General features: G+C 71.5%; 19 protein-coding genes and 1 pseudogene. 12 read left to right on the top strand and 8 right to left on the bottom strand.

Features of this window, described 5'->3' with window-relative positions; translation table 11 throughout:
* Positions 1-2: 2 nt before the first annotated feature.
* Positions 3-1,163, top strand: a complete 1,161-nt coding sequence (locus AC5L3C_RS24270; RefSeq protein WP_125506343.1) for an acyl-CoA dehydrogenase family protein — start codon at positions 3-5, stop codon at positions 1,161-1,163.
* Positions 1,164-1,366: 203 nt separating this feature from the next.
* On the opposite strand, the gene AC5L3C_RS24265 is transcribed toward AC5L3C_RS24270, so the two are convergent.
* Positions 1,367-1,936, bottom strand: a complete 570-nt coding sequence (locus AC5L3C_RS24265) for an SMI1/KNR4 family protein (protein WP_493650816.1) — start codon at positions 1,934-1,936, stop codon at positions 1,367-1,369.
* Positions 1,937-2,124: 188 nt separating this feature from the next.
* On the opposite strand from AC5L3C_RS24265, the gene AC5L3C_RS24260 reads away from it, so the two are divergent.
* From AC5L3C_RS24260 to AC5L3C_RS24240, 5 genes are all read left to right on the top strand, one after another.
* Positions 2,125-3,168 carry an ABC transporter substrate-binding protein gene (locus AC5L3C_RS24260; protein ID WP_493650815.1) on the top strand — a complete coding sequence of 348 codons (1,044 nt, stop codon included), beginning with the start codon at positions 2,125-2,127 and terminating at the stop codon, positions 3,166-3,168.
* Positions 3,169-3,389: 221 nt separating this feature from the next.
* Positions 3,390-4,832 (top strand): lysine decarboxylase DesA, encoded by a 1,443-nt coding sequence (gene desA, locus AC5L3C_RS24255; protein WP_493650814.1) that lies wholly within the window; start codon positions 3,390-3,392, stop codon positions 4,830-4,832.
* Positions 4,816-6,108 (top strand): lysine N(6)-hydroxylase/L-ornithine N(5)-oxygenase family protein, encoded by a 1,293-nt coding sequence (locus AC5L3C_RS24250; protein ID WP_493650813.1) that lies wholly within the window; start codon positions 4,816-4,818, stop codon positions 6,106-6,108. The genes desA and AC5L3C_RS24250 overlap by 17 nt, the downstream gene beginning before the upstream one ends.
* Before the next feature lie 5 nt (positions 6,109-6,113).
* Positions 6,114-6,689, top strand: a complete 576-nt coding sequence (locus tag AC5L3C_RS24245; RefSeq protein ID WP_493653999.1) for a GNAT family N-acetyltransferase — start codon at positions 6,114-6,116, stop codon at positions 6,687-6,689.
* Positions 6,686-8,458: an IucA/IucC family protein gene (locus AC5L3C_RS24240; RefSeq protein ID WP_493650812.1), complete on the top strand. Its 1,773-nt coding sequence runs from the start codon at positions 6,686-6,688 to the stop codon at positions 8,456-8,458. Before AC5L3C_RS24245 ends, AC5L3C_RS24240 begins: the two co-directional genes overlap by 4 nt.
* A 92-nt stretch (positions 8,459-8,550) precedes the next feature.
* Here AC5L3C_RS24240 and AC5L3C_RS24235 read toward each other — a convergent pair whose 3' ends face one another.
* From AC5L3C_RS24235 to AC5L3C_RS24220, 4 genes are all read right to left on the bottom strand, one after another.
* On the bottom strand, positions 8,551-9,657 hold the full coding sequence (locus AC5L3C_RS24235) for a methyltransferase domain-containing protein (protein ID WP_493650811.1): 1,107 nt from the start codon (positions 9,655-9,657) through the stop codon (positions 8,551-8,553).
* On the bottom strand, positions 9,654-10,631 hold the full coding sequence (tgmB, locus tag AC5L3C_RS24230; protein WP_493650810.1) for an ATP-grasp ribosomal peptide maturase: 978 nt from the start codon (positions 10,629-10,631) through the stop codon (positions 9,654-9,656). The genes AC5L3C_RS24235 and tgmB overlap by 4 nt, the downstream gene beginning before the upstream one ends.
* On the bottom strand, positions 10,628-10,858 hold the full coding sequence (tgmA, locus tag AC5L3C_RS24225) for a putative ATP-grasp-modified RiPP (RefSeq protein ID WP_493650809.1): 231 nt from the start codon (positions 10,856-10,858) through the stop codon (positions 10,628-10,630). The genes tgmB and tgmA overlap by 4 nt, the downstream gene beginning before the upstream one ends.
* Before the next feature lie 377 nt (positions 10,859-11,235).
* Positions 11,236-11,643, bottom strand: a complete 408-nt coding sequence (locus AC5L3C_RS24220) for an ATP-binding protein (RefSeq protein ID WP_493650808.1) — start codon at positions 11,641-11,643, stop codon at positions 11,236-11,238.
* Between the two features lie 168 nt (positions 11,644-11,811).
* Here AC5L3C_RS24220 and AC5L3C_RS24215 point away from each other — a divergent pair, with 168 nt between their 5' ends.
* On the top strand, positions 11,812-13,098 hold the full coding sequence (locus tag AC5L3C_RS24215; RefSeq protein WP_493650807.1) for an NsdA family TPR-like regulatory protein: 1,287 nt from the start codon (positions 11,812-11,814) through the stop codon (positions 13,096-13,098).
* Positions 13,099-13,120: 22 nt separating this feature from the next.
* Positions 13,121-13,678: a GNAT family N-acetyltransferase gene (locus AC5L3C_RS24210; RefSeq protein WP_493650806.1), complete on the top strand. Its 558-nt coding sequence runs from the start codon at positions 13,121-13,123 to the stop codon at positions 13,676-13,678.
* Positions 13,679-13,700: 22 nt separating this feature from the next.
* Here AC5L3C_RS24210 and AC5L3C_RS24205 read toward each other — a convergent pair whose 3' ends face one another.
* A complete protein-coding gene (locus tag AC5L3C_RS24205; protein WP_493650805.1) occupies positions 13,701-14,387 on the bottom strand; it encodes an NADPH-dependent F420 reductase in 687 nt (228 codons plus the stop codon).
* Positions 14,388-14,461: 74 nt separating this feature from the next.
* Between AC5L3C_RS24205 and AC5L3C_RS24200 the strand changes: the two are divergent.
* Positions 14,462-14,811 (top strand): annotated as a pseudogene (locus tag AC5L3C_RS24200) (winged helix-turn-helix transcriptional regulator).
* Positions 14,812-14,877: 66 nt separating this feature from the next.
* Here the strand turns inward: AC5L3C_RS24200 and AC5L3C_RS24195 are convergent.
* Entirely contained in the window at positions 14,878-16,497 is a 1,620-nt protein-coding gene (locus tag AC5L3C_RS24195; RefSeq protein WP_493650804.1) for a beta-N-acetylhexosaminidase, read from the bottom strand.
* 171 nt (positions 16,498-16,668) lie between these two features.
* Positions 16,669-19,440 (bottom strand): helix-turn-helix transcriptional regulator, encoded by a 2,772-nt coding sequence (locus tag AC5L3C_RS24190; RefSeq protein ID WP_493650803.1) that lies wholly within the window; start codon positions 19,438-19,440, stop codon positions 16,669-16,671.
* 193 nt (positions 19,441-19,633) lie between these two features.
* Between AC5L3C_RS24190 and AC5L3C_RS24185 the strand changes: the two genes are divergently transcribed.
* The 3 genes from AC5L3C_RS24185 (at position 19,634) to AC5L3C_RS24175 (ending at position 23,572) form a co-directional block, all read left to right on the top strand.
* A complete protein-coding gene (locus AC5L3C_RS24185) occupies positions 19,634-19,897 on the top strand; it encodes a hypothetical protein (protein ID WP_493650802.1) in 264 nt (87 codons plus the stop codon).
* 162 nt (positions 19,898-20,059) lie between these two features.
* Positions 20,060-22,282 (top strand): FUSC family protein, encoded by a 2,223-nt coding sequence (locus tag AC5L3C_RS24180; RefSeq protein ID WP_493650801.1) that lies wholly within the window; start codon positions 20,060-20,062, stop codon positions 22,280-22,282.
* A gap of 375 nt (positions 22,283-22,657) precedes the next feature.
* Positions 22,658-23,572 (top strand): MBL fold metallo-hydrolase, encoded by a 915-nt coding sequence (locus AC5L3C_RS24175; RefSeq protein WP_493653998.1) that lies wholly within the window; start codon positions 22,658-22,660, stop codon positions 23,570-23,572.
* The last annotated feature ends 20 nt before the right edge of the window (positions 23,573-23,592 follow it).

Below are 23,592 nucleotides of genomic sequence, written 5' to 3'. Positions count from 1 at the left end.
CCATGGACCACAAGCTCTCCCCCGAACTGGAAGAACTCCGCCGTACGGTCGAGGAGTTCGCGCACGACGTGGTGGCGCCGAAGATCGGTGACTTCTACGAACGGCACGAGTTCCCCTACGAGATCGTGCGGGAGATGGGCCGCATGGGCCTGTTCGGCCTGCCGTTCCCGGAGGAGTACGGCGGCATGGGCGGCGACTACTTCGCCCTGGGCGTCGCCCTGGAGGAGCTGGCGCGGGTGGACTCCTCCGTGGCGATCACCCTGGAGGCGGGTGTCTCGCTCGGCGCGATGCCGGTGCACCTCTTCGGCACCGAGGAGCAGAAGCGCCAGTGGCTGCCCCGCCTGTGCTCCGGCGAGATCCTGGGCGCGTTCGGGCTGACGGAGCCGGACGGCGGCAGTGACGCGGGCGCGACGCGCACGACGGCCCGGCTGGACGAGGCGACGAACGAGTGGGTGGTCAACGGCACCAAGTGCTTCATCACCAACTCGGGCACGGACATCACGGGCCTGGTCACCGTCACGGCGGTCACCGGCCGCACGGCGGACGGCAGGCCGCGGATCTCGTCGATCATCGTCCCGTCCGGCACTCCGGGCTTCACGGTGGCGGCCCCGTACTCGAAGGTCGGCTGGAACGCCTCGGACACGCGCGAGCTGTCCTTCCAGGACGTGCGGGTCCCGGCCGCCAACCTGCTGGGCGAGGAGGGGCGCGGCTACGCCCAGTTCCTGCGGATCCTGGACGAGGGCCGCATCGCCATCGCGGCGCTGGGCACGGGCCTGGCGCAGGGCTGTGTGGACGAGTCGGTGAAGTACGCCAAGGAGCGGCACGCCTTCGGCCGGCCGATCGGCGCCAACCAGGCGATCCAGTTCAAGATCGCGGACATGGAGATGAAGGCGCACACGGCCCGCCTGGCGTGGCGGGACGCGGCGAGCCGCCTGGTGGCGGGCGAGCCGTTCAAGAAGGAGGCGGCGCTGGCGAAGCTGTACTCCTCCACGGTCGCGGTGGACAACGCCCGTGAGGCCACCCAGATCCACGGCGGCTACGGCTTCATGAACGAGTACCCGGTGGCCCGTATGTGGCGCGACTCGAAGATCCTGGAGATCGGCGAGGGCACGAGCGAGGTCCAGCGCATGCTGATCGCCCGTGAGCTGGGCCTGGCGGGCTGACCCGGTCTCACCCCGTGCGGCCCGGCGGCCGGACCGGTCCCCGCTCAGGGGCCGGTCCGGCCACCGGCCGTCTTCTCCGGCGCCGCACGTGAGCGGGGTCCGGCCGGCGGCTCAGGCCGCGATCGGCGGCCCGGCGCCGAGGCGGCGCCCACCGCTCACCGGCGCGTCGCAGAGCCCCGGCTCCGGTGCCCTGGCGCCCAGGTTCACGCCCACAGAAGGCGTCCCTCGGCGACGGAGCAGGTCGGGTGGCTGCCCTCGGCGATCCTCGTCAGCGTGTCGGCCACGGAGTCGAAGTAGTCGGCCAGGGAGGGGTACGTGCCGGTCGTGGAGATGTCCCCCACGCACCACCGGCCGACGCTCCCGTCCCGGCCGTCGACGAAGAGTCCCACCCAGCCGTCCTGGTCCGAGACGAACGGGACCCACTCGTTGCGCCAGAACGGGCTGTCCGGCTGGTCCGGTGGGTTGATCCCGCCGGGCATCGCGTGATTGGCGTGGAGCTTCTCCATCGCCCGGATGCCGAGGAAGAAGCTGCCCTCGTCCGGGAACCCGTCGAAGCCGCACGCCGCGACGTAGTCGTCCGCGTCCTCCTCGGGAAGGTCCAGGTTGTTCCGCAGCAGCCACGCCCGCAGGTCCCCGGGGAGCGGGACACCCATCCGTGCCTCGGCGGCCGCGAGCGTCTCCTCCGTGGCCGGTCCGGGCAGCTCCGCGTGATCGGCCGGGGCGTGCTCCCGGAGCAGGCTCATCACCCGGGACCAGCTCTCCACCGTACGCATTCCGCACCGTCCTCCCCACGCGCCGGAACTCCCGCGGCACGCCCGGGAAAGCTACCGCGCGAAGCACCGGCCGGGGAATCTCACCCCCGGTCCGGAACCCCCGGGCCCTGGACAGATCATGAGGTTAGGCTAACCTAAGCGTGATTCCAGCCAAGGTCGGCTCCGTACGCACGAAAGCAGATCCACCCATGTCGAACGCCAGAACCGCCCGCTTCTCCCGCCGGGGACTGCTCGCCGCCGGCGGCGCCCTCGGCCTCGGCGCCGTGCTCACCGCGTGCGGGGACGAGGACGCCGGCAGCGGCGGCTCGGCGGACTCCGGCGACGCCAAGTCCGGCGGCTGGTCCTTCAAGGACGACCGGGGCACCACGGTGAAGCTCGACAAGAAGCCCGCGACCATCGTGGCCTTCACCGGCGTGGCCGCCGCGCTGTACGACTACGGCATCGAGGTCAAGGGCGTCTTCGGCCCGACGAAGACCAAGGACGGCAAGGCCGACGTCCAGGCCGGCGACATGGACGTCAGCAAGGTGACCGTCCTGGGCAACGTCTGGGACCAGTTCAACGTCGAGAAGTACGCGGCGCTCGCGCCCGACGTCCTGATCTCCACGATGTTCGACGACGCCGGCACCCTCTGGTACGTCCCCGAGGCGTCCAAGGACAAGATCGCCAAGCTCGCCCCGAGCGTCGGCATCTCCGTCTACGACCGTCAGCTCACCGCCCCGCTCCAGCGCATGTGGGAGCTGGCCGAGTCCCTCGGCGGCGACATGAAGGCGGCGAAGGCCACCGAGGCCAAGAAGCGGTTCGAAGCGGCCTCGGAGCGGCTGCGCAAGGCCGTCAAGGCCAACCCCGGCATCAAGGTGATGGCCGGTTCCGCGAGCCCGGAGCTGTTCTACGTCTCCGGCACCAACCTCTCGGTGGACCTGGAGTACTTCAAGGCCCTCGGCGTGGACTTCGTCGAGCCGCCGGAGGAGGCCAAGTCCCAGGGCGGCGGCTGGTTCGAGAGCCTCAGCTGGGAGAACGTCGACAAGTACCAGGCCGACCTCATCATGATGGACGACCGCACCTCGGCCATCCAGCCCGCGGACATCACCGAGGCGACCTGGAAGAAGCTCCCCGCGGTCAAGGCCAGCCAGGTCGTCCCGCGCTCCGCCGAGCCGATCCTGTCCTACGACAAGTGCGCCCCGCTGGTGGAGAACCTCGCCGAGGCCATCGAGAAGGCCAAGAAGGTCGCCTGACCCTCCCCGGCACCGCCGCAGCCGCCCCGTTCCCCTCGCCTCCCGGGTGGTGAAGCCGGGGCGGCTCAGCGGCATGTGACGCCCGGTCACCCCCGGCACGGAAGTGATCACAGTCACGGCCGTGGCAGACCTCGATCCGCGTTACTTAGGTTAGGCTAACCTAAGTAACGCACCGCGGAACCGCTCTCCGCGCCGGACCGTCCCCACCGGAGGACCCCCACATGCGCTCGCACCTGCTCAACGACACCACCGCGGAGCACTACCGACGCTCCGTGACGCAAGGAGTCGAGCGGGTGGCCGCCAAACTCGCCTCCACCGACCGGCCGTTCACCGGCATCACGGCCGACGCCCTCGCCCCGCGCATCGACACGATCGACCTCGACCGGCCGCTGCTCGACACCGCCGCGGCGCTGGACGAACTGGAGGACGTCTACCTCCGGGACGCGGTCTACTTCCACCATCCCCGCTACCTCGCCCACCTCAACTGCCCGGTCGTCATCCCGGCGGTGCTCGGCGAGGCGGTGCTCTCCGCCGTCAACTCCTCCCTGGACACCTGGGACCAGTCGGCCGGCGGCACCCTGATCGAGCGGAAACTCATCGACTGGACGGCCGGCCGCATCGGCCTCGGCCCGGCAGCGGACGGCGTGTTCACCTCCGGCGGCACCCAGTCCAACCTCCAGGCGCTGCTGCTGGCCCGCGAGGAGGCCAAGACCAACGACCCGGGGCGACTGCGCGTCTTCACCTCCGAGGTCAGCCACTTCAGCGTGCAGAAGTCCGCCAAGCTGCTCGGCCTCGGCCCCGACGCCGTGGTGCCCGTGCCCGTCGACCAGGACAAGCGGCTGCGGACCGTCGTCCTCGCCCGCGAGCTGGCGCGCGCCGCCGAGGCGGGCCTGGTCCCCATGGCGGTGGTCGCCACCGCAGGCACCACCGACTTCGGCTCCATCGACCCGCTGCCCGAGATCGCCCGCCTGTGCGAGCAGCACGGCACCTGGATGCACGTCGACGCCGCCTACGGCTGCGGACTGCTCGCCTCGCTCAAGCACCGGGACCGCCTCGACGGCATCGAGCGCGCCGACTCCGTCACCGTCGACTACCACAAGTCCTTCTTCCAGCCGGTCAGTTCCTCGGCGCTGCTGGTCCGCGACGCGGCCACACTGCGGCACGCCACCTACCACGCCGAGTACCTCAACCCGCGGCGCATGGTGACCGAGCGCATCCCCAACCAGGTGGACAAGTCCCTCCAGACCACCCGCCGCTTCGACGCCCTCAAGCTGTGGATGACCCTGCGCGTGATGGGCGCCGACGGCATCGGCCGGCTCTTCGACGAGGTGTGCGACCTGGCCGCGGAGGGCTGGCGGCTGCTGGCCGCCGACCCCCGCTTCGACGTCGTGGTCGAGCCGCGGCTGTCCACCCTGGTCTTCCGCTGGATCCCGGCCGCCGTCATCGACCCCGCCGAGATCGACCGCGCCAACCTCCATGCCCGCAAGGCCCTGTTCGCCTCCGGTGACGCGGTGGTCGCGGGCACCAAGGTGGCGGGCCGCCACTACCTGAAGTTCACCCTGCTCAACCCCGAGACCACGACGGCCGACATCAGCGCCGTCCTCGATCTGATCGCCGGCCACGCCGAACAGTACCTGGGAGAGTCCCTTGACCGCGCTTCCTGAAGCCCCGGAGACCGTCCTCGACTTCGTGGGGATCGGGCTCGGCCCCTTCAACCTCGGCCTGGCCTGCCTCACCGAGCCCATCGACGAGCTCACCGGCGTCTTCCTGGAGTCCAAGCCGGACTTCGCCTGGCACTCCGGGATGTTCCTCGACGGCGCCCATCTCCAGACCCCGTTCCTTTCGGACCTGGTCACCCTCGCCGACCCGACGTCGCCGTACTCCTTTCTCAACTACCTCAAGGAGAAGGGGCGGCTGTACTCGTTCTACATCCGGGAGAACTTCTACCCGCTGCGGGTGGAGTACGACGACTACTGCCGCTGGGCCGCCGGCCGGCTCAGCAGCATCCGCTTCGGCACCACGGTCACCGAGGTGACGTACGACGAGAGCGACGCGGTGTACACCGTGGCGACCGACGGCGGGGCGACGTACCGCGCCCGGCACCTGGTGCTCGGCACCGGCACCGTGCCCTTCGTGCCGGAGCCCTGCCGCGGACTGGACGGGGACCTCTTCCACAACGCGCAGTACGTGCACCGCAAGGCGGAGCTGCTGAAGAAGAAGTCGGTCACCGTCGTCGGCAGCGGCCAGAGCGCCGCCGAGATCTACTACGAACTGCTCTCCGGGATCGACGTCCACGGCTACCAGCTGAACTGGGTCACCCGCTCCCCGCGGTTCTTCCCGCTGGAGTACACCAAGCTGACCCTGGAGATGACGTCCCCGGACTACATCGACTACTTCCGCGCGCTGCCCGAGGGCACCCGCTACCGGCTGGAGAAGCAGCAGAAGGGCCTGTTCAAGGGCATCAACTCGGAGCTGATCGACGCGATCTTCGACCTGCTGTACCAGAAGAACGTCGAGAGCGGCGGCCGCGGCGTCGCCACCCGGCTGCTCACCAACTCCTCGCTCACCACGGCCCGCTACGAGGACGGCGGCTACACGCTCGGCTTCCACCAGGACGAGCAGGACAAGGACTTCGAGATCCGCACCGAGGGCCTGGTGCTGGCCACCGGCTACCACTACGAGCCCCCGGCCTTCCTCGCCCCGGTGCGCGACCGGCTCCGCTTCGACGGCCACGGCCGTTTCGACGTCGCCCGCAACTACGCCATCGACGTCACCGGCCGGGGCATCTTCCTGCAGAACGCCGGCGTCCACACCCACAGCATCACCAGCCCCGACCTGGGCATGGGCCCCTACCGGAACGCCTCCATCATCCGCGAGCTGCTCGGCACCGAGTACTACCCGGTCGAAAAGACCGTCACGTTCCAGGAGTTCGCGGTATGAGCGGTATGAGCGGTACGAGCAGAATGAGCGGCAGGAACAGCACGGGCATCGGCACCTTCACCGTCCGCCCCCTGGACCCGCTCACCGACGCCGAGCTGGTGCACCGCTGGGTCACCCACCCCAAGGCGGCGTTCTGGATGATGCGGGACGCCCGGCTCCAGGACGTCGAGCGCGAGTACATGCGCATCGCCGCGCACGAGCACCACCACGCCTTCCTCGGCCTGCACGACGGCGAACCGGCCTTCCTGTTGGAGACGTACGACCCCCGGTACGTCGAACTCGTAGGCCTGTACGACCCCGAGCCCGGGGACGTCGGCATGCACTTCCTGGTCGCCCCGGCAGAGCGGCCCGTCCACGGCTTCACCCGGGCCGTCATCACCACCGTGATGGAGGAGCTGTTCGCCGACCCGGCCACCCGGCGGGTGGTGGTCGAGCCTGATGTGAGCAACAAGGCCGTGCACGCGCTCAACGAGGCCGTGGGCTTCGTACCCGAGCGGGAGATCGACAAGCCGGAGAAGCGCGCGCTGCTGAGCTTCTGCACCCGCGCGCAGTTCGAGGCCGCCCGAGGAGTTTCCGTATGACCCTGTCCGACGCCGTGGCGCACCTGTCCCCCCACCGCTGGGCGCGGGCCAACCGCCTGCTGATCCGCAAGGCACTCGCCGAGTTCGCCCACGAGCGGCTCATCGCACCGGAGGCCACCGGCGACGGCGGATACGTCGTCCGCAGCGACGACAGCCTGACCCGGTACACCTTCACGGCGACGCTGCGCGCCCTGGACCACTGGGTGATCGACGCCGACTCGATCACCCGCCACCGGGGCGAGACCGAACTCGACCTCGCCGCGCTGGACTTCTTCATCGAGCTGCAGAAGTCCCTGGGCCTGGGCGACGACATCCTGCCGGTGTACCTGGAGGAGATCTCCTCCACCCTCTCCGGCACCTGCTACAAGCTCACCAAGCCGCAGGTCCCCGTCGCGGAGCTGGCCGGCGCCGGCTTCCAGGCCGTCGAGGCGGGCATGACCGAGGGCCACCCCTGCTTCGTCGCCAACAACGGGCGGCTCGGCTTCGGCGTGCACGAGTACCACGCGTACGCGCCGGAGACGGCGCACCCGGTGAAGCTGGTCTGGCTGGCCGCGCACCGCTCGCGCGCCGCGTTCACGGCGGGCGCGGGGATCGCGTACGAGTCGTTCATCCGCCAGGAGCTGGGCGAGGAGACTGTCGAGGGCTTCCACGCCGTCCTGCGCGCGCAGGACCTGGACCCCGCCGACTACCTGCTGCTCCCCGTCCATCCCTGGCAGTGGTGGAACAAGCTGTCCGTCACCTTCGCCGCCGAGATCGCCCGCCGGCACCTGGTCTGCCTGGGCGAGGGCGACGACGAGTACCTCGCCCAGCAGTCCATCCGCACCTTCTTCAACCGGACCCACCCGGAGAAGCACTATGTGAAGACGGCGCTGTCCGTCCTCAACATGGGCTTCATGCGCGGGCTGTCCGCCGCCTACATGGAGGCGACCCCGGCGATCAACGACTGGCTGGCCCGCCTGATCGAGAACGACCCGGTGCTGCGGTCGACGGGACTGTCGGTCATCCGGGAGCGGGCCGCCGTGGGCTACCGGCACCTGGAGTACGAGCAGGCCACGGACCGCCACTCGCCGTACCGCAAGATGCTGGCCGCGCTGTGGCGGGAGAGCCCGGTGCCGTCCCTGGAGGACGGCGAGTCCCTCGCCACCATGGCCTCGCTCGTCCACGTCGACCACGAGGGGAAGTCCTTCGCGGGCGCCCTGATCGCACGCTCGGGCCTCGCCCCGGCCGAGTGGCTGCGCGCCTACCTGCGCGCGTACTACGTCCCGCTGCTGCACAGCTTCTACGCCTACGACCTCGTGTACATGCCGCACGGCGAGAACGTGATCCTGGTCCTGGCGGACGGCGTGGTGCGGCGGGCGGTCTTCAAGGACATCGCCGAGGAGATCGCGGTGATGGACCCGGACGCGGTGCTGCCGCCGGAGGTCTCCCGCATCCGGGTCGAGGTCCCGGACGACACCAAGCTCCTGTCCGTCTTCACGGACGTCTTCGACTGCTTCTTCCGCTTCCTCGCCGCGCACCTCGCCGAGGAGGGGATCCTGGGCGAGGACGCCTTCTGGGGCACGGTCGCGGAGGTCACCCGCGCGTACCAGGCGTCGGTGCCGGAACTCGCCGACAAGTTCGCCCGGTACGACCTGTTCGCGCCGGAGTTCGCGCTGTCCTGCCTCAACCGCCTCCAGCTCCGCGACAACCGGCAGATGGTCGACCTGGCGGACCCGTCCGGCGCCCTCCAGCTGATCGGCACCCTGAAGAACCCCCTCGCGGACTTCTGACCCCTGAACGGACGAGCGCCCCGGAGTACGGTCCTCCGGGGCGCTCGTCGGCATCGGTGGTGAGTCATCGGGCCCTGATGTGCCCGCGAGTCTCAGAGGACCGTGACAGACACGCTGGGCACCGGGCAGCTGGGAGAGTCGAGCCAGATGCGCTGCCCCGCGGCAGTCACGGTGACGCCGAAGCGTTCCCGGCCGGGTCGGCCGTTGTCGGCGTACAACTCGTACGCGGCCTCCACCGCGTCCCACAGCAGCCGCGGCCCGGCCTGCCGTGCCTTGCCGTCCTCGGCCCGCGCCCACGCGCCGTCCGTGCCCCACAGCTCGAGAGCCGTCACGCCGTCGTCACCACGCTCGAATGCACACGCGGTGCCGGGCGCGACGAGAGACAGTACGAAGCGGAACGCCTCGTCCTCGGCAATGGCTGCCAGGTTCAGGCCGGTAAGCCGACCGCTCGTCGCCTCCGGCCTGCCCGGGTGTACCGGGGCGCCGGTGGCACCGGCCTCGCGGACAGCCATGAAGTAGGAGGATGCGGGCAGGAACCGGCCCTCGGCGCGGCCGTCGTCACTGATGACCAGGCGGACCGTGCCCCAGCCGAGCGGGCACACGATGAGGCCGGCGGGCCGGACCTGCTCCAACCAGGCTGTTGGGATCCTGCTGAAGCCACAGGTGGCGATGAGCCGGTCGTACGGCGCCCGATCCCGATATCCCTCGCGACCGTCCCCGGCGACGACGAGAGGGGTGTAGCCGCAGCGCCGTAGCCGTGACTCGGCGAGGCGTGCCAGTACCGGGTCGACCTCCAGTGTGACGACCTGGTGACTGCCCAGCCGCTCGGCCAGAAGTGCGGCGTTGTATCCGGTGCCGGTTGCGATCTCCAGCACCCGGTGACCGTGTGCGACGTCCATGGCCTGGAGCATGGTGAGCATCAGGCCCGGCGCCGTCGAGGAGGAGGTGGCCACGCCATCGGTGAACTGCGTGGCCAGCGCGTCGTCCCTGTACGCGAGCGCGAGCCAGTCCGGGTCCTCGGCCGTCACATGCCGCTGCTCGCCGTCGGTGAGGGCCCAGAACTCCGGTACGAACGCATGCCGCGGAACGCTTTCGAACACCTCCCGCCATGCCGGTTCCGTCAGTTGCCCGTCGGCCTCCAAGGCGTCGGCCAGTGCCACGCGCAGCTCGGCGGCGCGCTCTTCCGTGTGGATGGTCATGGTCCTTCCCCGGCGAGTAGGTCGGCGATGTGCGCGGCGATGGGCAGGTCCGTCCGGTTCTGGATCCAGGACCACTCCCCGGACGGGTTGCACTCGAACATCACCCAGACCCCGGCCGGGGTCACGGCGAAGTCGAACGCGCCGAAGTTGAGACGGAAGTGCTTCATCCACCCCAGCACGCCCGCACGCACGTCGTCCGGGACTTTGCACACGTCGTAGGTGAGCGAGTCGTAGTCGCTGCGCCAGTCCACACGGGCCGCGTCACTGCCCGCGTGAATCTCGGCAGCGAACACCTCCGCCCCTACGACGGTCAGCCGCACCTCGTGGGCCTTGGGCACCCACTCCTGGAACAGGTGCGCCGTCAAGGAGACGGTGTCGTCGATGTCGTCGGGGTCGACCAGGTGCGTCGGAACCCCGGCCCTGCGGCCGTCCGGGTAGTCCAGCGGTCCGCCCATCAGGGGCTTGCAGATCACCCGCCCGCCCACCTCGCGACAGAACCTGCGGCCCGCCTCCGGGTCGGTGGTGACCAAGGTCCGGGGTGTGCGCAGTCCGTGGGCCGCCGCCACGGGGAGTTGTCCTTGCTTGTGCGAGGCGAGGCCGTCGACGTCCGGTCGGTTGACCCATGTCACCGGCAGCGCGTACAGCGTGCCGAGAAGGCCGGCAAGCGCCTGTTCGTTCGCCCACGTGCGGTGGGGCTCCCGCAACTCCGCGGAGACGGCAGGAAGGCGGGGCCGCCGGTAGTAGACGGCCCGCACCTCCTCCAGCCGCACGGAGCGGTGGCCGTCGGCCATGACCCCCGCCCAGGGCGCTGCGGCGTGCTCGACGGACAGGCCCAGGGACGAGGGGAAGTCGCCCATGTCGAACCGCATCACCGGCACGCGCCGGAACGCCAGCTCGTCGACCACCAGGTCCTCCGCGGGGTCCAGTTCCTTGGTGACGACCAGCACAGGGCCGCCGGACAGACGCTGTGTCATCGCATCAGGTACGGGTCGGCGGTGTCGTCGTTCCTGCTGTCCAGGTTGGTGTTCGTGCAACTCCCGGCCAGGGTGGTGGACCGGCTCCACAGAGAGCCGGAGCCGTCGGTCAGGACGTTGACCTGCCGGACGGGGTCATACATGAAGGAACCCTCCTCGAGGGTCACGGTGTAAGGGGTTCGCTCGGCGCGGGCGCCGAACGGGACGACGGCTGTGGACGTGGGCATGCATGCCTCCTTGGTCGTGATGCTCCTCGGACGGATGTCCGCCTCGCCCACCCGAACAGGGGGCGAGGGTCTTGCGGGCCGCTCCTCCCGTCGAGGGGCCCGTTCGGCCGGGGTAGGAGCGGGTGGTGCACCGCCTCGTGCCGGGTGTTCGCGTCTCCGGCAGGAGGAGGCTGCTCAGGCAGCGCTGTCGCCGCGGGCAGGCGTTGCACATTCGGGTGTGCAGATCCATAGCCGGAACAGCCGGCCTTGGCACCGCACCTCGCCCCACACCCGGCCGGTCATCCCGAGCCGACGGGTGCAGCGTGCACAGTCGATGGCCATCTGCTGCCGTGGGCTGAGCCGGCCGACGTGCGGCAGGCCGGTGGTGGTCCGCCCGTTCACCGCTCCCCGCCCGCGCGCAGCTCGGCCCACACCCGTTTCCCGTCGGCCACCGGCTCACAGCCCCAGGCGTGGGCAAGCATCTCGACGAGTAACAGACCGCGCCCGTGCTCGTCGTCCGGCGCGGGCGCGACCGGGTTGGGCCTGACGCGCGACGCGTCGGTGACGACGATCCGCACGCACTCCTCGCCGGTCCGGGTGATCGAGACGCCGACTGTGTTCGTGCCGGTGTGCTCCACCGCGTTGGCCACCAGCTCCGAGACGATCTGCTGGGCGACATCCATCAGCCGGGGCAGCCCCCAGATGTTCAGCGCGAGCGCTATGTCCCGGCGTGCTCCGGCGGCGGCCTCGGGTGTCGCCGGGTAGCGCTCCTGGTAGCGCTGTGGTCCTGCGGATGCAGCGGTCATGGTCATCGGATGCGTCCCTCTGGGGTGCTCGCGTGCCGTACCACCAACTAACCGGTGCGCCAAGGCCGATGTGCATGACGAACACGGGCGGTCGTGCTCGCGCCGACCCTGACGAATTGACCGGCCCTTTCCTCACGTGGGTGTACGCGCCGCGCCTACCGTGATCCCATGGCACGGAGCAGGAACCAGAGCCTCGCGGACTGGATGCACCATCACCAGGTCACGGCTGTCGAACTGGCCGAGCTGGTCAACGACGCCATGGAACAGCTCACGGGTCGGTGTGGCGCCGTCTCCGAACGCACCGTGTTCCGCTGGTTGTCGGGGGAGAACCGATGGCCCCAGGACCGTCAGCGCCTGGCCCTGGAAAACGTCACAGGGTGTCCCGCCACCCGCCTCGGGTTCATTCCCAGAGGCCGAAGGCCGGCTCCCGCCCCGGCACCACAGGAGGCCCCCGTGCGCCGCCGCGCCTTCATAACCGTCACAACCGGTACCGCCGTCGCCGTCACCACCTCCCACGCGGCTGCCACTTCTCAGCGAGCCTCAGTCCGTCCCACCGTGGGCCTCGCCGACGTCCAGCGCCTCCGCTCTCGTCTTGCAGAGCTCTACGAGCAGGACGACAGGAACGGCGGCGGTGCCGATCTCGAGGAACAGGCCAACATCGAAATCCGGCGCACACTCGGGCTCCAGCAGAACGGCAGCGCCACCGGCCGTGTCCGCAGCCGCCTGTATGCCCTCGCCGCCGCCTTCACAGCAACCGCCCTGTGGGCCGCCGTGGACTCCGGGCGGCTCGACGACGCCCATCGCTACATGGAACAGGCCGTCACCCTCGCCGGCCTCTCCGGCGACGGCCAAGTCCAGCACCAGACCTGGCGGTACGCCGCCATGCTCGCCGACCAACGCGGCCGTCACACCGACGCCATCGCTGCCGCCGAGGCCGCCATGCTGACCGCGGCCCACCGACGGGACCCGCTGTACGCCTCCCTCAGCCACGCTCGTCTGGCTCTGGCGACCGCAAGTGCCGGCGACCGCTCCCGGGCTCTGCGCGCCCTGGACAGAGCAGCCTCCGCTTACGATCGCGCCGACCTCGCCCAGCCACGACCGGTCTCCATGGGCTTCTACACACACGGCGAACTCCACGGCCTGACCGGCATCACCCACTACCGCCTCGGCCGTTCCGACGAGGCGGAATTCCACGCCCGCCAGTGCCTCGCCGCCCTTGGCGCCGACCAGCACCGCAATCGCGCCTACTACACGGCTCAGGCCGCACTGGCGCAGCTCGGCCAGGGCGATCTCGAACAGGCGACCGCCACGGCGGCCGCGGTGATCCCCCCGCCCGGTACTCTGCCGACGGGCCGCGTTCCCCGGCTTCTCGGCACCTTCACTTCCGCCCTCAACATGAAAGCGCCCGGCGCAGCGATCGCCCGCGAGTGGAACGAACGTGCCCGCGCCCTGTGACCCGAACGGCGAAGGAGGCCCCGTGACCGCGCCCGCCGACACCATCGAACTCATCCGCTACGGCCAGGAGGAGTTTCCCGCCATCCGGCCCACTCTGGTCTCCCTGTACTCCGAGGTCTACGCCGATCAGCTCGCGGACCCGTTCTTTTCCGTCGAGCGGTTCGAGCAGCGTCTGGAGGGATACGCGTCGCGGCCCGGATGGGAAGCCGTCGTCGCCTACGACGGAGGTGAGGCGGCCGGGTACGCCTTCGCCTCCACGCTCCCGGAGGGCTCCGCCTGGTGGGCGGGCATGCTCGAACCGCTGCCGGAGGAGCAGACCGCCGAGGACGGCCGGCGCACCCTCGCCCTGTTCGAGCTGATGGTGCGCCGGCCCTGGCGCGGCACGGGCCTCGCCCGCCGCGTCCATGAGGAGCTGTTGGCCGGCCGTCCGGAGGAGCGCGTCACACTTCTGGTGGAATCGAGCCATCCCAAGGTCAGGGCCCTGTACGAGAGCTGGGGATACCGCAACGCCGGGGACCAGCAGCCGTTTCCCGACGCCCCGGTCTACGCCACGATGATGCGCCCACTGAGGACAACCTGAGTACGGGCGGCTCTTGGAATCCCTAACGGGAAGCCGCCGTGTGCCCCTCCGGTTCCTGGTGGCTCGGTCCGGCCGCGTAGGCCAGTGGAGGTGTGATCGCTTGGGCGTCCGCTCCCTCGCCGCCCCATAGGGCGATGAACAGCGCGGCGGTCGCCTCGAGGAGTCCGGCGCGTTCGAGACCGCCGCCGGACACGGGCCGGCAGCCCGCGTTCCGCACCAACTCGCGTACGCGAGCGAGGGCCGTCTCGTCGTCCCCGCAGACCGGCACGGAGAGTGGCCGGCCGTCGAACACGGGCGGCCGCATGCGCCACACGTCCTCGTGGCAGAGGTTGAAGGACTTGACCACGTGGGCTCCCGGTGCCGCCGCGGCGAGCCGCTGCGCGGCTGAGAGGCCGCCTTGCGTCAGCAGCCGGAAGCCCGGCCCGACCGGGTTGGAGCAGTCGACGAGCACCTTGCCCTCCAGAGACACGCACAGATCACGTGCCACGTCCGCTCCTGCCCCGAAAGGCAGAGCGACCAGCACCGCTTCCTGACCGGCCTCCGCCGCCGCGCGCAGACCGGCGGGCTTCGCGCTTCCTCCGATGTGCGTCGCGAGCCGCTCCCTTTTGCGCACGTCCCGTCCGCCGATGGTCACCTCGTGCCCTGCCCGCACCCAGTGGGTGGCGAGGGCGTCGGCCATGTTCCCTGTGCCCAGTACGCCGATTCTCATCACGCGTCCCCTCTCCGTGCCTGCTTCGACCGTTCACACCGACGCTAGAAGGCCGTTCGGGCACCATTTGGTACGTGACGACCGACGCCTTCCTCGCCGACTGCCGCGCCCGCCTCGCCTTCGACCTGCTCTCCAACACCTGAAACGCCGTGGTGTTCTGGTCCCTGCGCGACGGCCCGAGGCGCCCGGTCGAACTCCGTGAGCGGATCGGAGGCATCAGCTCCAAGGTCCTCACCGAGACGCTGCGACGGCTGCAGTTCAACGGACTCGTCGACCGGCGGGAACACCCCGCGCCCTCACGGGTCGAGTACCGGCTCACTCCTCTGGGCCGCACCTTCCTGGCGCCCATCGACGCCGTCGGCGCATGGCCTTCGAGCACGGCGACGAGGTCATGGCCGCCCAGGAAGCAGCAGAGGGCCCTTGAGACGGCACACGCGCCGTCTCAAGGGCCCTTGTCCCGGTCCCGGTGGACCGGGAGCCGTCCGTCACCTCACGACCACGGCACCTGCGGCGACTTGTAGTAGCCGATGCCCAGCGCCTCCCAGCGCGGAGCCTGGTCGGCGAGCCGCTGTCGGTAGTCCGCCCAGTCGTGCGTGGCCGCCGGGGACCAGCCGAGTTCGGCGATGCCGGGCAGGCGCGGGAAGGCCATGTACTCCAGGTGCGCGGTCTCGGACAGCGTCTCCGTCCACAGCGGTGCCTCGACACCGCGCACCGCGGACTCCGGCACGCCCGGCAGATACGCCCCCGGGTCCCAGTCGTAGGACCGCCGCACCTCGACGTACCCGGCCCAGGACAGCCCGAGCGGGGAGTTCTTGTCGTACTTCATGTCGAGGTACGACCGGTCGGCCGGGGAGAGGATCAGCCCGGTGCCGTTGCGCGCGGCCTCGGCGACCCGTTCCTTCTCCTCGCCGCTGGTGCGGTCCAGCCCCCAGTACTGGACGAGCGCGCCCTGTGCCGGGTCCGCCGAGGTCAGCTGGTGCCAGCCGATCACGGTCTTCCCGTACCGCGCGACGACCGGCTGGACCCGCTTCATGAACGCCACGAAGTCCTCGTGCGGGGTGGAGTGCGCCTCGTCGCCGCCGATGTGGAGGTAGCGGCCCGGCGTGAGCGCGGCGATCTCGCGCACCACGTCGTCCACGAAGTCGTACGTGATCTCCTTGCCGACGCACAGCGAGCTGAAGCCGACCTCGGTCCCGGTGTACAGCGGGGGCGCCACGCCGTCGCAGTTGAGGTCGGCGTAGGAGGCGAGGGCCGCGTTGGTGTGGCCCGGCATGTCGATCTCGGGAATCACCTCGAGGTGGCGGGCGGCGGCGTAGCGGACGATCTCCCGGTAGTCGTCCTTGGTGTAGTGGCCGCCGGGGCCGCCGCCGACCTCGGTGGAGCCGCCGTAGGTGGCCAGCCGCGGCCAGGAGTCGATGGCGATGCGCCAGCCCTGGTCGTCGCTGAGGTGCAGATGCAGCTTGTTGATCTTGTAGAGGACGACCTGGTCGATGTAGCGCTTGACCTCGTCGACGGTGAAGAAGTGCCGGGAGACGTCGAGCATGGTGCCGCGCCAGCCGAAGCGCGGGGTGTCGGTGACGGTGCCGCCCGCCACCAGCCAGGGACCGGGCTGTTCGGTGTCCTTCTCGACGGCCGCGGGGAGCAGCTGACGCAGGGTCTGCACACCGTGGAAGAGCCCGGCGGGCCCGGCGGCGGTGAGGGTGACGCCCGAGCGGTCGCTGTGCAGCCGGTAGCCCTCGCTGCCGTAGGGGCCCTCGGCGATCCGCAGGCTGATACCGCCCTGGCCCTGGTCGGTGACCGGCAGCGGGTAGCCGGTGGAGGGCCGCAGCACCTCCGCGAGGTACTCGCCGACGCGGCGGGCCTCGCCGGAGCCGTCGACCCGGATCCGGGTGCTCTCCGTGACGCGGTACGGGGAGCCGCCCGGCGCCACCGAGGCGGGCGCCGGGATCACCCGGTCCAGCGGGACGGGCGTGGTGCCCCGGACGGTCCTGTCGCTCCCCGCGGGGGCCGCTCCCACCATGACGGCCCCCGCCGCCACGACCAGCAGCAGCGATCCGAGCAGTCGGGTGGTACGGGGAGTCGTTCCGTGGTGCCGTCGTTGCCGTCTCACACGCGCTCCCTTCTCAGCCTCGTCGGCTCCGCCGGTGGAGCCATGGCCCAACTCCGGGAATCCGCAGGGGAAGCCGGAGGGGGTATGGACCACCATCCCGCAGATCCGGGGAAACAATCACCCCGCGGCGGAAATCATCCGGACGGACGGCAGGTGGCCGTACGGCGCGTCTCAGGTCCGGGTGCCGGTGCCCGACATTGTGCCTTCGACCACGTCGCGGAGTTGTGAGCGGGCGGTGATGCCCAGTTTGGGGAAGACCCGGTAGAGGTGCGAGCCGACCGTGCGCGGTGAGAGGAAGAGCCGCTCCCCGATCTCACGGTTGGTCAGGCCGCGGGCCGCGAGCCGGACGATCTGCTGCTGCTGAGGGCTGAGTTCGGTGAGGGCGCCGGGCACCACGCCGTCCGCGGCCTCGATGCCGGCGGCGCGCAGTTCGGCCGTCGCCCTCTCGATCCACGGTCGCGCGCCCAGCCGTTGGAAGGTGTCGAGGGCCGAGAGCAGCAGGGGGCGGGCCTCGGCGATGCGACGCTGCCGGCGCAGCCACTCACCGTAGTCCAGCCGAGTCTGGGCCCGCTCGAACGGCCATTGCTCGCCCGTGTCGTCCGCCAGGGCGGCCTCGAAGTACGGTTCCGCGTGATCCGGGTCGGCGAGCAGGGCGTGCCCCCGGTCGAGCAGGGCGGTGATCCGTGCCGACCGGCCCGCTCCCAGACGCTGGTCCGACCGCTCCAGCAGCGCCAGGGCGTCCCGCGGCCGGCCGCGGCGGACGGCCACGGCGGCGAGGTCGGCCAGGATGGTGTAGGAGACGTGGTAGTGCACCGGGTCGCCGTCGCCGGTGAACGCGGAGCGGAAATGCCGGTACGCGGTGTCGTGGTCGCCCTCGGCCGCCGCCGCCAGGCCCAGGGCACGGCGTGCGGCCACCGCGACGGAGCGGCTCTCCAGCGGATCGACGAGGACCAGCGCCCGCTCGGCGCACCGTCGCGCTCCGTCCGGGTCCCCGAGCAGCGCGAGCACCGTCGCGTCGAGGGCCTGCGCGCACGCCTCGGCGTGTTCCAGCCCGGCCACCGACGCCATCCCGGCGATCTCGGCGGCGACCGAGCGGGCCTCGGCCCACCGGCCCTGCTCCAGATAGGTCCAGCCGACGGCGCATCCCAGGCCGTCCGGCAGCGAGCCGCGGGCCTGCCACCGGTCGAACGCCTCGTCGAAGGTCCTGGCGGCGAGAGCGGTCCGGTCCAGGAGCCAGGCCACGATGGCGAGCGCGGTGAGGCCGACCGCGTCGTCCTTCGCCTCGGCGATCAGGCCGGGCAGCGCGGGGGCGAGGGAGGCTCCCGTGCCGTGGGGGTCGGAGACGGCCCCCACCCAGGCGCGCAGGGCGCTCAGGCCGGCGGAGTCCGGCAGACCGGAGAGCAGGTCCTCGATCCGCTGGTGCTGGGACTCCTCACCCGAGTAGTAACGGACCACGGCGGCCGCGGCGAGCGCGTCCAGCACGCGGGGGGAGCGGGCGGCCGCCGACTCGTCCGCGATGCGCGTCAGCAGGGTGAAGGCCGCCGCGTGGTGCCGGCGCAGGGTCATGAGCCGCCCGGTGGCCAGCGACGCCGCGCTGATCAGCGCCGGGTCGTCACTGTGCCGGCGGACCCCGGCGGCCAGGTGTTCCACCCAGCCGAGCTGACCGGTGAACACGGCCATGTCCGCGGCCTCGGCCAGCAGCCGGGCACGGTCCGCGCGGTGCGGGCTCAGCTCGGCGGCGCGCTCCAGGGCGGCGGCCGCGGCCGCGTGCCCTCCCCGGCGCCGGGCCCGGTCGGCCGTCCCCCGCAGGGCGGCCGACACGTCCTCGTCGGGCCCCATGGTGGCGGCGGCGAGGTGCCAGGCGCGGCGGTCGGGCTCCTCGGTCAGCAACTCGGCGAGAGCGAGGTGCGCCTGTCTGCGTTCCTCGAAGGACGCGGCGTGGTAGACGGCCGAGCGGATCAGCGGGTGCCGGAAGGAGATCCGGGAACCGTCCTGGCGCACGAGACCGGCGCGCTCCGCCGGCACCCAGGCCGGGTCGTCGGTCTCGGGAAGCCCGCGCGAGGCCATGGGCGCGTCCGCGGTGTCGGAGGCCGCGAGCAACAGCAGCGGTCCGCGGGTCGCTTCGGGCAGGAACTCCGCCTGCGCCGCGAAGATTTGCTCCAGCCGGTCGGTGACGCGCAGCGGACCCTCCATGCCGCTGCCACCGGGCCGCCGGGCCGCACCGGCCCGGGCGAGTTCGACGAGGGCCAGCGGATTGCCGGCCGACTCCTGGAGGATCCGTACCCGGGTGCGGCCGGTGGGTGGTTCCGGCTGCCGGTCGAGCAGCCGATGCGCCGCCTCGGTGCTCAGCGGACCGATCTCGAGGCGGTCGTACCCCTTGTCGAGTCCGGGCAGCGCGGCCGCGGCGCGCACTCCTACCAGGAGTGTGACCGGTTCGCTGTCCATGCGCCGGGCCACGAAGGAGAGCACGTCCAGCGACGCGCGGTCGATCCACTGGGCGTCATCGACCACCACGAGCAGCGGCGCCGGTTCGGCCAGGTCCGAGAGCAGGGTGAGTACGGCGAGACCGACGAGCATGCCGTCGAAGGTCTCCGGAGCCTCCTCCAGACCCAGGACGGCCCGGAGCGCGGTGCGTTGCCGCGCCGGCAGGCCGTCCAGTTCGCCGAGCACGGGGCGGAGCAGCTGATGCAGGCCCGCGAATCCGAGGTGTGCCTCGGATTCGCTGCCGGCGGCTCGCAGCACCCGGCCACCGTCACGCCGCGCACGGGCGGCCGCGAGGTCGAGCAGGAGGCTCTTGCCCGCACCGGGTTCGCCCGTCAGGATCAACACCTCGCCGCGGGACCGGTCGGCGGCGAGCCGCCGCATGATCTCCGCCGTCTCGGCCGCCCGCCCCACCACCCGCGGACCGGAATCGTGTGGGGAGGGCTCATTCCCTCGAGACATTCGACCATTTTCCACGGATGCTCCAGAAACTCCCCTTTCTCGCATGGTAACGCGGACGTACTCCGGTCATGCCGGGGCACCGGCCTCCCGCGACTGCGGCCCACAGGACGATGCAGTCACGTGACGCATACCGGCGGCGCGCGGCCGGAACCAGAATCGGGATGCGAAACAGGTCCATCCCGAAGGGGCGATCATGCTCACCGAAGAACCGTGGCTCGTGGGACTTGGTTTCCGTACGTCATGCGGCCGGCTCGTCCGTCACTTCTACGTCGTCGACGGCGTCGACGGTCCCGAGCAGGCCCGCAGGGCGGCTCTCGACAAAAGCGCCGCCCCCGTCGAACGCGCTGCCCGGGACGGCCTCCGGCCCGTCGACGGGTGCGTCGAGATACGACGCGTGACACGCGACCCGCTGGGCGTCCCCCAGCTGTCCGCCTTGGGCCTGTGCCCGGCCGTATGACCCCCGGCCGGCCCCCGGCAGCCGTGCGTGCCCCCTCCCCCGGGTCGTGATCTCTGCCGCCGTGGAGGGGCAGTCACCCCGCGCCCGCGGGACGGATCGTCGGCACCCGGTTCGCCGCGACGACGACCCGGGGCGCTCACGGAAGGATGTACGGAGAGCGTCATGGCGGCCACGAAGACCGCGTTGTTCCGGGACCGCCTCGCCGCCGCCGATCCCGGGCTGATGCGCCTCGCCTCCGCGACGCGTGCCGTCCTCGGCGCCACCGTCTCCCTCGGAGTCCTGACGGCCGTGGGGCGGTCCGGCACCGAGTTGCTGGTCGGCGGGTTCACCGCGATGGCGACCTCGCTGGCCATCAGCGACCTGCACCCGCGCAACCAGTTGGTCACCCTGGGCCTCGGAGCTCCTGTGTTCCTCGCGGCCCTGGCCGCCGGAACCGTGCTGACGCCGTACCCGGTCGCGGCCGGCTCCGTGTTCCTGCTGCTGATCCTCCTGGCCGTCCACGCCCGCCGGTACGGCGCCAGGGGGCAGGGCGTGGGCATCTTCGGCTTCATGGCGTTCTTCCTGTCGCAGTTCATCGGGGCACCGGCCGTCCAGCTGCCGCAGCTGGGCGCGGCCGTCCTCGTCGCCTGCGGGGCCGTCGTGGGCGTCTGCCACGGCACGGGGTTCATGACGGCGCCCCGTGTCCTCGGCCGGCTGCGGCGTACCTTCGACGCCCGGCTGCACGACGTCCTGCGCGGCACGGCCGCCCTGCTCGACGCCGGGCAGGACGCCGGTGCGGTGGCTCCGGCCCTGGAGCGCCGTCTGGACAGACTGCACGAGAGCGTGCTCCTGATCGAGGACTTTCTCGGCGAGCGCGCGATCGACGAGACCACCGACGGCCTGCTCCTGCGGCACATCGCGCGTGTGGAGGTGGCTGCCCAGCGGTTCACCGTCCTGGCGGTCCGGGCGGTCGACGCGTCCGCCCGCGATCCCGCGGCGCGGGCCGCACGGCAACGGCTGGCAGCGCGGATCCGCCGTCTCGGCCACCAGCTCGCCCAGCGCACGGTCACCGCGTGGGAGGACACCCCGGCACTCCGGCCGGCCGGCCCGGCGCCGTTGCGGGACTGCTTCCAGGGGCTCGCCGAGCTGGCCGCGGCCGTACGCCTTCCCGGTCCGCACACCGACTCCGCGCGTGCGGCCGTCAGGGCTCCGCGCGCGCCCGCGGCACCGCGGACGACGGCGTCCCGCGGCGGGCGGCACCGCGGAGCCGGCTCCGGGGACCGCCCGCCGGGAGCGGACCGGGAGGACCACCGGCGCGCGACGGCCCGGCACGCCGTCCAGGTGACCGCCGCCTCCGCGCTGTCCCTCCTGTGCGGTCACGTGCTGTCACAGGACCACTGGTACTGGGCGGTCGTCGCCACCTGGGTCGTGTTCACCAACACCACGAGCACGGGCGAAGTCCTGCTGCAGAGCGCCCGCCGGCTGGCGGGCACAGTGCTCGGCGCGGTGTTCGGCTACGGCCTCGCCGCCCTGGCCGGACCGTACGAACCCCTGCTCCTGGGCCTGCTGCTGGCGTGCGTGTTCGGGATCTTCGCCACCCCGTCCCGGGCCTACTGGGCGGTGACGTTCTTCATCACCGGCGCGCTCAGCATGCTGCTCGCGCTGCTGGACACCTTCTCGGCGGACGTGCTCGTCGTGCGGGTGCAGGAGACCGCGCTGGGAGTCTCCTGCGGCGTCCTCGCCACCGTGGCCGTGCTGCCCATGACGGTCCGCCGGGCCACTGACGAGGAGCTGGCCCACTTCCTCCTGGTCCTCGGGCGTCTGGTCCGCATGACGGCTCACGGTCCGGGCACCGGCTCCACGACGGACCCGATCCGCACGGCCCACGATCTCGACCGGGCCCTGGCGTCCTTCCGGAAAGCCTGCCTGCCGCTCACCCACCCCCTCAATCCCTGGCGCGGCCGCCGTGACCGCGCCCGCCATCTGCTCGGACTGCTGGAAGCCGGTGCCTACCACGCGCGGAGTGCGGCCGTCGTGGCCGGGCTCTTCCCGCAGAGCGAGGACGCTGCTCGTGGTACCGGGCTCACCGCGTCGGCCGACCGCGTCCAGGAGAAGGTCACGCACCTGTTCCGCCTCGCGAGCCACCGGCGGGGCACCGCTTCCCCTTCGGCACGCCCCGAGGTCGCCGGAGCACTGTTGCTGCTCTCCGGCGAACGGCGCGCATGCCACGGCCCACCGTCACCGCGGCAGCGCCTGCTGCTCCACATCGACCGCCTCGACCTCACCCTGATCGCGCTCACCGAGGCCATGGACCCGCCCGCGCCGGCCGCCGAGGACGGCGCGGCTCCCGCCGCGGGCGGCGAGGGGGCGTCGCGGCCCGGCCCGGGACGAGCGGCGGCCTGCTGAGCCCGCCGGACCCGGCCGGGGGTGCCCGACCGCGGAATTGCTCCCCCCGCCGTCCCAGGTGCAGTCAGGTGACGTATACCGCGGCATGCCCGGGCGGACGCACCATGGCTGAGCAGGGCCGTCCACGACGGACGCATACAGGCGGCCCCGTTCCCGTCGGCGAGGACCCCACGGTCCGATGCCGCAACCGGCCTCCGCGGCCGGAGCGCCCCGAGGCCGGGGACACCGGGACGCCGGCCACGCACCACCGGCCGGCTGCCGCGACCACCCCGCCCCGGAAGGGCGCGGCCCACGTACCCGTACAGCTGCCGCTCGTCGGGCGCGCCCGCGTCCGCGGACCGAGCGCGCGGAACCATGATCGAACTGGAGACAACAGTGGACACCATCACCCTGGGCGACGTCACCGTGACCCGTGTCCGGGAGTACTACGGTCCCGTCGACCTGACGCCCGAAGTGTTCGTACCGGAGAGCCCCGCCCACGCGTGGGACACCCACCGTTCCTGGCTGGTCCCGGACTTCCTGAACGCCGAGACCAACATCGTGAACTCCGCGATCCAGACCTGGGTACTGCGCAGCGAGGGCAGGACCATCCTGGTCGACACCGGCGTCGGCAACCACAAGGAGCGTCCGTACGCGCCCGTGTGGAGCCGGCTGGACACCGGCTTCCTGGACAATCTCGCCCGCGCCGGGGTTCAGCCCGAGGACGTCGACATCGTGGTCAACACGCATCTGCACATCGACCACGTCGGCTGGAACACCTACCTCGACGGCCGCACCTGGGTGCCGACGTTCCCCAACGCCACCTACCTCATGGCCAAGGCGGACTTCGACTACTGGAACCCTGCCAACGAGATCAAGACCCTGTTCGGCCGCGGCAACCAGAACGTCTTCGAGGACAGCGTCGCCCCCGTGCACGAGGCCGGCCTGACCCACCTCTGGGAGGGCAGCCACCGGATCGACCGCAACCTGCGCCTCGACCTCGCCCCCGGCCACACTCCCGGCTCGTCGGTGCTGAGGCTGGAGTCCGGATCGGACCGGGCCCTCTTCGTCGGGGACCTGATGCACAGCCCGATCCAGATCCACGAGCCGGACGCCAACAGCTGCTTCTGCGAGGACCCCGCCGAAGCCCGCGCCACCCGCCGCACACTCCTGGGCGCGGCGGCCGACGACAACGCCCTCGTCTTCCCCGCGCACCTCGCCGGAAGCGGCGCGGCCGAAGTCGTCCGCGAGGGCGACAAGTTCGCCATCAAGGGCTGGGCGCCCTTCACCCCGTACACCGAGCAGGTCTGAGACCCGCGGAGAGGCACCAG

This window comes from Streptomyces speibonae (genome assembly GCF_984686075.1).
Note: the sequence above shows the minus strand (reverse complement) of the source record. Positions and strands in the feature narration are given on the sequence as shown.